Origin of the sequence: Leptotrichia rugosa (genome assembly GCF_041200005.1) — a bacterium.
GTDB classification, from domain to species: Bacteria; Fusobacteriota; Fusobacteriia; order Fusobacteriales; family Leptotrichiaceae; genus Leptotrichia; species Leptotrichia rugosa.
On sequence record NZ_CP165644.1, the window covers coordinates 2,045,163 to 2,056,981 of the forward strand.

The following is an 11,819-nucleotide window of genomic DNA, read 5'->3' on the forward strand; positions in this document are numbered from 1 at the left end:
AATTATATAAATAAATTTTCAAATAAAAAAATCCGTATTGACTATAAAAATAACAAGTGTTATAATATGTTAATTTAAATACTTGATACTTAGGAGGTTTTTATGAAAAAAAACATTTTGAAACTTTTGACTTTGGTAATGACACTATTTTTTATGATAAGCTGTTCCAAAAAGAATGACACGATAAAAATTGTCTTTTTGCCAAACGAAGCAAATGAATCATTAAAAAAATCAAGAGATGAATTTGCCAACATAATCCAAAAAGCTACAGGAAAAAAAGTAGAAATTATAACAACTACTGACTACAATATCACAGTCGAGAATATTGTATCTGGGCAAGCACAAATTACTTATATCGGTGCCGAAGCCTATTTAAAAGCAAGAGAACGTTCAAAAGATATTGAAGCTGTGCTTACAAATGCTGGAGAAAGCGGAACTCTAAAAGATTCACTATATTACAGCTTTATCGCTGTTCGTAGTGAAGATGCCGCTAAATATAAAACTGGAAATAACTTTGACTTAAAAAAGCTTAAAGGAAAAACAATCGGATTTGTTACAAACAGCTCAACTTCAGGATTTAAAATTCCTGGAAAGATTATAGCTGATGAATTTGGAATAAAAAATACAGATGAATTGATTGAACCAAATAAAGTGTTTTCAAAAGTTGTTTTTGGTGCTTCTCACCCTGGAACACAAGCGTTATTATTTAAAGGAGATGTTGATGTGGCGACATTTGCCATTCCAAAATCATTTACAACTTATGAATTAACTTCTGGAACTGACTTTAGATCTGGTGCTACTTACACGGTTAAGAAAGGAGCTGTTGCACCATTTGGACAATATGCCGGAAAAAGTTTCACTGTAATCCGTTCAATTCCTGTCTACAACGGGCCTATTGTGTTTAACACAAAAACTTTGTCAAAGGAAGATCAGGAAAAAATCAAAAAGGCTTTGATGTCTAAAGAAGTTACAGACAATCCATATATTTTCAGTCCAAAAGAAACAACAAAAAATTCAAAAATTAGAGGATTATTTTTAAGAGAAAATCCAAATATTGGATTTATCGAAACAAATACCGCATGGTATGAAAGTATGAAAGGTATCAAATAAAATGAGATTAGACAAATTTTTAAAAGTGACAAGAATTATTAAAAGAAGAACCGTTGCAAAAGAATTGGCTGACAACGGCAATATCACTGTAAATGGAGAGCAAAAAAAATCTTCTTATGAAGTGAAAAAAAATGATATTTTTGAAATAAAATATTTTAGCAAAAATATAAAAGTAAAAGTTTTAGATTTGCCACCAGAAAGCTTAAAAAAAGAACTTATAGACAATTATATACAAATTATTTAACAATATCTAGCAAGAAGTCTCCCTCTTCTACAAGAGGGAGATGAATTGCAGAACATAACTTGAAATAATAATTATTATATGGTATAATACTCGTACATCAGGGCAGGGACTGCCCGAAGAGCTTGGTAAATATATTTGGCTAACAGAAGCAGATACTTCCCAAGAAGCTCCCGCTTCTAAAAGCGGGAGTAGTTCACTAATCACAAATAGCCGAAATAAAATCGGCTATTTTTTATAAAATGTTTTTTTCCCTTCGGAAAATATTAAAAATCCACCTATCAAACCTAATATACTTCCAATTATGGTATTTTCAAAACGACTGAAAATAAATAAAAAATGATTATTTAATGTAAGGCTTCCAGCTTCTGACAGTAAAATTGTAAGTGGTGTTATAAAAATTACAGCTATTCCATAATTTCTCGGCACTAAATATTCCACAATAAACTGCAAAACAACTATTGAAACACATATATAAAATATATCATTTTGGGAAACGATAAGTATTAAATAACAAAATCCAACTCCCAAAATTGTTCCACACATTCTTTGAATACTTCGTTTAAACACATGAATTTTAGATGTCCCTTGCATGATTGCAATACAAGCTACACAAATCCAATAAGGATTTTTGATTTTTAACAAAAATCCTATTGCAAGAGAAAAACTCATAAAAATTCCAACTATAAGACTTTCAATTTTTTTATTTTTTTCATCTCCCAAATTAATTTTCTTTTCAAGTTTTACTAAATTTAATTTTTTATTTTTTATTTTGTTTTGAAAAAACAAGCTATAAACAAAAGCTATGACACAAGTAGAAAGTGTTCCAAATGTTAAATAACCGACATTTTCCGCTATTTTTGAAATTGGTAAGTGTGGAAGGGAACTTGCAGTTGCACAAACCATAATAAAGAAAAAACTTCTAGGTGGCTTTAACTCAAAATGTAAAACTACATAATGTATGATAAAAGAAACAAATCCCAAAATAAAAACGATTATAATTTTATTAAAACTAAAGATAAGTCCTGTCGAATATGAAAATATAAATCCAAATGAACACCCCAAAAGAGCAGACATTTTTTCTTTTAAGCTCCCAAAAAGTGGAAAATAAACAACTATAATTCCCGCTAACGCTGAAATCATCGCATTTCTAAAATTATTTGTAAAATATCCGGTAAATATCGGAATTGCCATACATAAGCTACAAAGTATTGGTAAATCCATTGTTGCATCGATTCTTCTTATTTTAAAAAAATCTTTAATGTACTTTTTCATAATACCTCCTTTATTTTAAAATTTTTATCAAAAAATGAATTTAACAAAGAAAAAAAGAAAAATCGACTAAAATTAGCCGATTTAACTTTTTAACTTTTGTTTCAACTTGACCTTTAAAAAATTTTAAAAGCAATTAATTATTTAGAAATTTTACTTGCAAAATATCCTAATGTTCTGATTAATTGAGAAGTGTAAGACATTTCATTGTCATACCAAGATACTGTTTTAACTAATTGAACATCTCCATTTTGAACAATTTTAGTTTGAGTTGCATCAAATAATGATCCAAAGTGGATTCCAACGATGTCAGAAGATACTAATGGTTCTTCAGTGTATCCGAATGATTCAGTAGATGCTTCTTTCATAGCTGCATTTACTTCGTCAACAGTTACTTTTTTGTTTAAGATAGATACTAATTCAGTTAATGAACCAGTTGGAACAGGTACTCTTTGAGCAGCTCCATCTAATTTTCCATTTAATTCAGGTACTACTAATCCAATTGCTTTTGCAGCTCCTGTTGAGTTAGGTACGATATTTACCGCAGCAGCTCTTGCTCTTCTTAAATCACCTTTTCTGTGTGGTGCATCTAATGTATTTTGGTCTCCTGTGTAAGCGTGGATAGTTGTCATTGTTCCAGTTACGATTCCAAATTTATCATTTAATGCTTTAGCCATTGGTGCTAAACAGTTAGTTGTACAAGAAGCTCCTGAAATAACTGTTTCTGAACCATCCAAGATTTCATGGTTTACGTTGTAAACTACAGTTTTAACATCGTTTCCACCAGGTGCAGTAATAACTACTTTTTTAGCTCCTGCTTTTACGTGTTTTTCAGCTTTTTCTTTAGTTGCAAAGAAACCTGTTGCTTCTAATACTACGTCTACTCCTAATTTACCCCAAGGTAATTTTTCAGGATCAGCTTCTGCGAAAACTTTAATTTCATTTCCATTTACTACGAAAGCTCCTTCTTCAACTTCGATAGTTCCGTTGAATCTTCCTTGAGATGAATCGTATTTGAATAAGTGAGCTAACATTTTAGAATCTGTTAAGTCATTAATTGCTACAACTTCAAATTTATCTGTTTGTTCAGACATTAATCTTAATGCTAATCTCCCGATTCTTCCAAATCCATTAATTGCTACTTTAACTGCCATTTTAATAATACCTCCTAAAAATTTTATATATTAAAAGTTTAATATATTTATTACACTTTGAGTATAACACATTTTTAATAAATTTTCAATATCAAAAGTTATTTTTTATTCTTGAAAAAATGGTGGTAAGACAAAATCAGACATACTGTCGTCATCGTCTTCATCTTCATCGTCAAAATCTTTTTTTTGATTCTCATCCTTTTCTGAAAAAATATCTGATTTTTGCTGTTTTTCTTCCTCTGATGATAATGGTTTAATTTCTTCTTTCTTTATTTCTGGAGCAAATCTCACAGTTTTTGAATTATTATTTTCTTGTATATTTGAATGAAGATTATCTTGAAAATCTGTTGCTACAATTGACACACTGATTGTTCCTTCTAATTCTTCATCCAAAATATATCCCCAAATTAAGTTAGGTTCACTTCCAGCTTTTGCTGTTACTGTATTTGCAACTTCATTTACCTCATTTAGTGAAACATCTGGTCCACCTGTAATGTTTATCAATATTTTTCTTGCCCCTTCTATTGATTTTTCCAATAATGGACTGTTCAATGCTTGAGCTGTAGCACTTTTTGCTTTTTCATCTCCATTTGCTTCCCCAAAACCAAGCATAGCAATACCTGAATTTTGCATAATAGATCTAATATCTGCAAAGTCAAGATTTATAGTTCCTTGCTTCATAATTAAGTCAGAAATTCCTTTTATACCTATTTTTAATATCCCATTTGCTTCCTTAAAAGCATTTAACAAAGTGATATTCATTCCTGGAATTTCAAATAATTTATCATTTGGTATAGCAATTAACGTGTCGACATTTTCTTTTAAATTTTTAATCCTTAAACGCGTTATTTTTTTAATAGGTCCTTCAAAACTAAAAGGTTTTGTTACAACTGCGACTGTTAAAATTCCCATTGACTTTGCCACTTCAGCTATAATTGGAGAAGCTCCTGTTCCTGTTCCTCCGCCCATTCCTGCTGTAATGAATAACATGTCTGTACCTTCCAGCACTTCTTTTATCTTATCTTCAGAATCTCTTGCTGCACTTCTACCTTTTTCAGGATCCGCTCCTGCTCCTGTTCCTCTTCCTAAAAGAACTTTTGATGTTGCCTTTGATCTATCTAAATCTTGCTGGTCCGTATTTATAGCTATAAATTCTACAGTTGTTATGTTACTTTCAATCATATCGTTTATTGCGTTACCACCAGCACCACCTACTCCTACTACTTTTAATTTTACAGTACTATTTAAATTTTCCATTATTTACTTGCTACTTAAAAATCTTATTTTAATTTTAAAAATAGCATCTCCTTTCTTTAAATTCTTTTAAGATTATTTTTTATAAATAATTTTATATCTTAATTCTATATAAGTCAACGGTCCTTCTTTTCTTATTATTTGGTCATACGCTTTATATGCGTCATTGTATTTCTCTTCAGTTACATCAGTATCTGTTTTAAATACCACACCATTCACAAGTAATATTTCATAACATTTGGGTGTTTTCCTTATTTCTGAAATCATAGAATAAAGATCTTTGTTTTTTATTCTGGAAACTATAGTTTTAATTCCTTCAAAACTCGCTTCATCTGTATAATCTATAATTGGCATGCTCTTTGGCAAATCTTCTATTTTATCTCCATAAATATTTAATTCATTATCCGCTAAAAATAAATTTTCCCCTTTTCTTACATATGCATAAGGCTGTCTCTCTTCAATGTTAAATAATATTTTGCTCGGAAACTGTTTTGTAATTGAAACTTTTTTTACTCTTACATCATTTCTTAAAAAATCTTCAATTTCTTTAGTATTCAAATAAACAATATTTTTCCCTTTCATTTTTTCAACTTGTTCCGTTACATCTCTCTTCAAAAGTTTTGTATTTCCAGTTACAACAACTTCTTGAACTTTGAAATAGTCAGAATCAATAAATCTTTTGCAAAAAAATATAATTCCTAACAGTAAAAATAATATAACCAATATTTTAATTATGTTTTTCATTCTTAACTTTAACTCCACTTTTTTAATATTATTATACACTATTTTTCAATTTTATTCAATTTTTTTGCCAAAAAAATTAAATTGTTTAATTTTATTTTAGGATAATAATTTCTGTATTTAATTCTATATTAAATTTTTCAAAAACTACTTCTTTTACATGCTCAATTACGGAAATTACATCGTTAAAAGTGGCATTTCCAACATTTGTGACAAAGTTCGGATGTTTCTCAGAGATTCTTGCGCCTCCCACTTGATAACCCTTTAACCCAGCATCTGAAATTAATCTTGCAGCAAATTTTCCTTTAGGATTTTTAAATGTACTTCCCAAGTTTGGCAAGTCCAGCGGATGTTTTACTTTTCTTTGCTCTCTTTTGTCTTCTGAAGCAGCATGATCAAAACCAAATTTGAATTTAAATAGTGCTGATATAACAATCCATCTATTTTCTTTTATTTCAGTAGTTCTGTATTTAAAATGCAAGTCTTTTGTTTTTATTTTTTCTATTTTACCATCATTTTTACAAACTTCTACTTCCTCAATGCAGTCAAAAATCTCAGTTCCGTAAGCTCCACCGTTCATATTGACAAGACCTCCGACAGATCCAGGAATTCCTGTAATATTTTCAAGTCCAGTATAGTTATTTTCTTCCATAAATTTAATTAAATCATCCAAATCCAATCCAGACTCCACTCTAACCAAATCAAAATTTTTATTTTTCTCTTCAACAGAAATTTTTTGCAATTTTTTTAGTGAAACAAAACTTATATCCAGATTTCCGTCGTATATTAAAGTATTTGTTCCATTTCCTAGAATAAAAATGTTTTTTCTTGTATCTATTATTTCTTTTAATTCATTTTTTTCTTCCACAAAAATTAATTCTTTGGCTATTCCACCAACTTTCATATTGGAATATTCTTTCATTTGTGCATTTTTCATAACTTCCATAAAACTTCCTTTCGCTTTTTCTCAAAAGTATTTTATAATTTTTCTAAATCTTGCGCTATTTCATGAGCTAGCTTTGAAACGCTTCCCGCACCCATAAATACATAAGTGTTTCCGCTGTCTTTTCCGCTTTTCAAAAGATTTTCAATCTCTTCTTTTGTCTGAACTCTCACATTTCCACCAATTTTTTCGGCCAGCATTTCTGAACTTACGCCGTAAACATTGTCTTCACTTGCCGCATAAATTGGAAGCAGTATCAAGTCGTCAGCGTGTTTTAGAGCCTCCACAAAATCATCAAAGAAAAATTTTGTCCGGCTGTATCTGTGTGGTTCAAAGATTACTATAACTTTTCCTTTTTCTGTCTTATGTGCCGCTTTTATTGTAACTCTCACTTCTGTTGGATGATGCGCATAGTCGTCTATTATTCTTATACCATTATCATAAATCACTTGGTATCTTCTGTTTGCCCCTTTAAATTTTAAAATTCTTTCTTTTACTTTTTTCATATTACACCCAAATTCATGTGCAAAATAAATTACAGGAAGTGAATTTGAAACATTATGTTCTCCTGGAATACTCAAATTAAATGTTCCAAGATTCTCTCCTTTTTTCACAACTTCAAAACTTGTAATTCCATCTTCTACTCTTATATTTTTAGCGTAAATATCGGCTGTTTCATCTTTTATGCTGTACCAGACGATATTTTTATTTGTAAGTTTCAAATTTACTTTCTCAACTGTATCTTTACATAAAATTGCAATTCTCTCAGTGCTGTCAATAAATTTTTCAAACGATTTTTTTATATTTTCAAATGTTCCGTGATGGTCAAGATGGTCTGGTTCTACATTTGTAACAACCGAATATTTTGGTTTTATGTATAAAAATGAGTTATCGCTCTCATCGGCTTCCGCTATAAAATATTCCGAATTTCCAATTTTACTGTTACTTTGAATTTCTGGTATAAATCCACCAACTACAATAAATGGTTCTTTTTCTAAAAGCGCCACGCTTAACATTGAGCTTGTAGTTGTCTTTCCATGAGTTCCAGCAACTGCAATTCCATCAAAACGGTTCATTATTTCAGCCAGCAATTCCCCTCTTTTTATTTTTTTTATGTTGTTTTCAACGATATATTTATATTCAGGATTTGTTTCTCTTATCGCTGTTGAATATACAAATAAATCAATTCCTTTATCTTTCACATTTTCTTCAACTTGTCCAATATAAACTTTTATTCCCAAATCTTCCATATCCTTTGTCACAGGTTTTCTAACCAAATCTGAACCCGCTACATTAAATCCGTCAGCTGCAAGTATTCTTGCAAGTCCGCTCATTCCAACTCCATTTATTCCACTAAAATATATATTATTTACTTTTGTCAACATTTTATTTCCTCCATTTTTTATAGTCCCATTTCTTTTATTATTAATTCTGACGCATTTCCTTTTTTCAAATTTTTTATATTTCCACTCATAAATTCCAAAGTTGTCTTTTGTTTTACAAGTGACAACGCTTCGTCAATAGCTTCTTCCACAGTTTCATTCGTAAAAATTTTAGCTGCGTTTTCAAATTCCAAGACATCTGCATTTTCTTTTTGCCCAACAAAATCATAGGGTATCAGAATTGACGGTTTTTCCAACTCAATCAATTCTGAAATTGTCGAAGCACCAGCCCGGCAAATGACTAAATCACACGCTGCCATTAACTGCGGTACATTTTCAAAATAAGGTTTTACGACAGCTTTTCCAAAATCTCTCATTCTGTAAGTTGCTTCCTCAAAATTATCTTTTCCAGTTGCCCAAAATAATTTTAACTTTGTGTCAGCCATTATCTTTTTCCATTTTTTGGAAACTGCTTCATTTATATTTTTTGCTCCAAGACTCCCACCAATGATAAGTATTCCATGCTCATCGTCAGCTATTCCCAATTTTTTTCTTTCCTCAAATTTATCCTTTGTATAAAACTCTTCTCTTAAAGGATTTCCCGTCACGATAAATTTGGATTTTTGATTTTCTTTTACGCTATCTATTGTATTTTTAAATGCGACAAATACTTTTTTGGCACCTTTGTAAAACCATCTGTTAGCTTGTCCCATCGTGTGATTTTGCTCCTGCAAGTAATATGGAATCTTTAAAACATTTGCAGCTACTAAAACTGGAATTGTAATATAATTTCCAAATCCAATTATCTTTTGCGGCTTTTCTTTTTTTAATAACTTTATTGTGCTAAAAATCGCTTTTAACATCTTAATTCCAGATTTCACTGAATTTAACGGCAACACATCAAGTCCAATAAATCTAAAATTTTCACGAGGGACTATTTCTTTTTCCATTCTATACTTTGTCCCTATGAATAAAATATCTATATTTTTTTTTCTCATTTCTTTTGCTATAGCGAGAGCTGGATAAATATGCCCACCTGTACCACCGGTGGTAAATACTACTTTTTCCATTTTCTTTCCTTTCATTTTCAAAAATTTTTTTACATCATATATTCCACTTCATTAATTTCGTCCAATTCATCGCCCATCTCCTGCTTATAGAGCGCCCTTATGACATTGTAAACTATTCCTAATGCAAACATGCTGACAAATATGGAACTTCCGCCATAACTCATAAGTGGCAACGAGATTCCAGTTGAAGGAAGCATATTAGTTGCAACAGTTATATTCCCCAATATCTGTGTTGCAAACATCACAAAAATTCCGATAAGCAAATATTTTGCAAACATATCTTTAATTTTAAAGGCGACCATCAAAATTATAGCAAGTAAAAATACATAGACTAAAATTAAAAACAAAACCCCTATAAATCCATTTTCTTCAGCAAATCCAGAAAGTATGTAGTCCGTGTGAATCTCAGGAAGAAATTTATATTTTTGAAATCCATTTCCATAACCTCTTCCTGTTAATTTCCCACTTCCTATCGCTATTAATGACTGCTGTACCTGAAAAGGAATTACTTGAGTATTTTTGTGACCTTCTATTCTATCAACTCTATATTTATCTCTCATTAATAAAATATTTCCGAGAATCACTAAAAATAAGGATATTATCGAAAAAATTGGTAAATTAATGCCCGAAATAAATAACATTAAAATTCCAATAGCTGCAACTTGAATCATACTCGTATATGATTTTTCTGCAAAAATAAGAAACGAATAAACCCCTGTTACTCCTAAAATTATAAGTGCCGAAATCCAAGGTTTTGTAGCTATCATATTTTTCTTTTTTAACCGCTCAACTAACACAGAAACAACTATAATTATTATTAACTTGGAAAATTCTGACGGCTGTATTCTAAATCCCAGCAAATCAATCCAACGAACCGCTCCCTTTGACTTGCTTCCAAAAAGCAATACCGCTATAAGCCCTATTATTCCTATTATATAAAGAGCTGAAAAAATCTTAATTTCCTTATATCTCTTGTAGTTCATCATAGCCGCAAAAGAAAAGCAAGCCAAACCGCCGATCATCCAAAGCATCTGTTTATATAAATAATAAAAATCTGACTGACCTTTTGGTACAATTGGATAACTGACACTCGCCATCGTCAAAAGGCTCACCGCCAAAAGAAATAAAATAACTATTATAAATGCTGTCCCTAAAAATTTTTTATTTTTAAACAATTTATTTTCTCCTATTTTTTATTTTCCTAAAATTTTTACAGTCAATTCTTTAAAAACTTTTCCCCTGTGCTCAAAACTTTTGAATTGGCAAAAACTTGAAGTTGCTGGAGAAAAAAGTACAGTCTGATTTTTTTCAAAATCTAAATTTTCTTTTAAATCCAAAAGTACATTTTCAACAGTTTTCAAATTTTTGTAGTTTTTGTAATTGACTTTTTCCATATCATCTATCAAAATTTGTGCATTATCCCCAATTAAATAAACAAAGTCCACCTTTTTACTAACTTCTTTTATAAGTGGCATATTATCAATTTTTTTATCATCTCCACCTAAAATCATCACAATTTTGTTATCAAAAGAATCTATCGCTTTTAAAGTAGATTCCACATTTGTCCCTTTTGAATCGTTGATAAAAGCTGTATTCCCTTTTGTAAAAAAATTCTCAAGTCTGTGTTCAAGCGGTGCTGTAGATTTCAAAAACTCAGAGATTTTTTCATTTGAAACATTCAAGATTTTTGCAGCCAAAATTAGAAACAGCATATTTTCCAAATTATGTTTTCCTTTTAGTGACATTTCACCAACATTCATCAAAAGTTCAGAATTTTTTTCGACATATTCATCGGAAATATTATTTTCATCAACTTTTTTAGTCAAATCCCTCATAATGCGAATATTATTTTTATATATAAACGCTGTCCCCTTTGTCTCTTTGCTTAAATAAACTTTTTCTGCTCTTATTTTATCTTTTAAATTTTCTCTTTTTTCACAAAGTTCAAAAAATTCTGCATCGTCCAAATTTATAATTGCGAAATCATCAGCTGTCTGTTTCGTAAAAATATCAAATTTTGTCGAATAATAATCTTCCAATGTGGCATATCTTGTCAAATGATCTGGCGTTAAATTTATAATTCCAGCAATATGTGAGTGAATTTGTGGATTATTTTCCAGCTGATAGCTGCTTAACTCCAAAACTACATAATCTAGTGGTGTTTCATCTGCCACAAGTTTCGCAAATGAAAAGCCGGCGTTCCCAGCAAGTTTTGCTCTAAATCCAGCAAAATTCAAAAGTTCTGCCATTTTTGTACAAGTTGTTGTCTTTCCATTTGTCCCCGTAAATGAAATTATTTTTATATTTTTGTTAACATATTTATACGCCAAATCAATTTCTGAAATTATTTTTATATCTTTTTCTTTTGCAACCTTTAAAAGTTGTGCTTTCCAAGGTATTCCTGGACTTTTTACAACAAACTCTATATCTTCTTCATTTAAAATTTTTATTCCTTCTTCTGAGCTCAAAGCCACTTTATCATCCACTAAATACACTTTGTAACCTTTTTTCTCAAGTAATTCTTTCGCTCCGTGACCACTTAGTCCCGCTCCAAAAACTATCGCTTTATCCATATGATTATTCCTCTCTTTTTCATATATACTTATTTTATTTTTATAACAAAATTTTATTAAAAAAATTAAATAAAAATAC

The 11,819-nt window shown here is 30.3% G+C and carries 11 protein-coding genes; 2 read left to right on the forward strand and 9 right to left on the reverse strand.

The features are described from left to right. The first annotated feature begins 102 nt into the window (after nucleotides 1-102). Entirely contained in the window at nucleotides 103-1,110 is a 1,008-nt protein-coding gene (locus AB8B22_RS10515) for a phosphate/phosphite/phosphonate ABC transporter substrate-binding protein (protein WP_369711053.1), read from the forward strand. A gap of 1 nt (nucleotide 1,111) precedes the next feature. Continuing rightward, complete coding sequence (locus AB8B22_RS10520; RefSeq protein ID WP_094079484.1) at nucleotides 1,112-1,354, forward strand: RNA-binding S4 domain-containing protein; 243 nt, start codon at nucleotides 1,112-1,114, stop codon at nucleotides 1,352-1,354. 225 nt (nucleotides 1,355-1,579) lie between these two features. On the opposite strand, the gene AB8B22_RS10525 is transcribed toward AB8B22_RS10520, so the two are convergent. From AB8B22_RS10525 to murD, 9 genes are all read right to left on the reverse strand, one after another. Next, entirely contained in the window at nucleotides 1,580-2,626 is a 1,047-nt protein-coding gene (locus AB8B22_RS10525; RefSeq protein ID WP_369711054.1) for an FUSC family protein, read from the reverse strand. A 137-nt stretch (nucleotides 2,627-2,763) separates the two neighbouring features. Beyond that, on the reverse strand, nucleotides 2,764-3,777 hold the full coding sequence (gap, locus tag AB8B22_RS10530) for a type I glyceraldehyde-3-phosphate dehydrogenase (RefSeq protein WP_314080723.1): 1,014 nt from the start codon (nucleotides 3,775-3,777) through the stop codon (nucleotides 2,764-2,766). Nucleotides 3,778-3,882: 105 nt separating this feature from the next. Then, nucleotides 3,883-5,034, reverse strand: a complete 1,152-nt coding sequence (gene ftsZ, locus AB8B22_RS10535) for a cell division protein FtsZ (protein ID WP_369711055.1) — start codon at nucleotides 5,032-5,034, stop codon at nucleotides 3,883-3,885. A 72-nt stretch (nucleotides 5,035-5,106) separates the two neighbouring features. After that, on the reverse strand, nucleotides 5,107-5,775 hold the full coding sequence (locus tag AB8B22_RS10540; protein WP_094079488.1) for a cell division protein FtsQ/DivIB: 669 nt from the start codon (nucleotides 5,773-5,775) through the stop codon (nucleotides 5,107-5,109). 91 nt (nucleotides 5,776-5,866) lie between these two features. Further along, nucleotides 5,867-6,718, reverse strand: a complete 852-nt coding sequence (murB, locus tag AB8B22_RS10545) for a UDP-N-acetylmuramate dehydrogenase (protein WP_369711056.1) — start codon at nucleotides 6,716-6,718, stop codon at nucleotides 5,867-5,869. Between the two features lie 32 nt (nucleotides 6,719-6,750). Further along, nucleotides 6,751-8,100, reverse strand: a complete 1,350-nt coding sequence (gene murC / locus AB8B22_RS10550; RefSeq protein ID WP_094079490.1) for a UDP-N-acetylmuramate--L-alanine ligase — start codon at nucleotides 8,098-8,100, stop codon at nucleotides 6,751-6,753. A gap of 17 nt (nucleotides 8,101-8,117) precedes the next feature. Next, nucleotides 8,118-9,167 carry an undecaprenyldiphospho-muramoylpentapeptide beta-N-acetylglucosaminyltransferase gene (murG, locus tag AB8B22_RS10555; protein ID WP_369711057.1) on the reverse strand — a complete coding sequence of 350 codons (1,050 nt, stop codon included), beginning with the start codon at nucleotides 9,165-9,167 and terminating at the stop codon, nucleotides 8,118-8,120. A 29-nt stretch (nucleotides 9,168-9,196) separates the two neighbouring features. Continuing rightward, the gene (locus tag AB8B22_RS10560; RefSeq protein WP_314080720.1) at nucleotides 9,197-10,342 is read right to left on the reverse strand and encodes an FtsW/RodA/SpoVE family cell cycle protein; all 1,146 of its coding nucleotides are present in this window, start codon (nucleotides 10,340-10,342) and stop codon (nucleotides 9,197-9,199) included. An 18-nt stretch (nucleotides 10,343-10,360) separates the two neighbouring features. After that, entirely contained in the window at nucleotides 10,361-11,740 is a 1,380-nt protein-coding gene (gene murD / locus AB8B22_RS10565) for a UDP-N-acetylmuramoyl-L-alanine--D-glutamate ligase (protein WP_094079492.1), read from the reverse strand. Nucleotides 11,741-11,819: the final 79 nt, after the last annotated feature.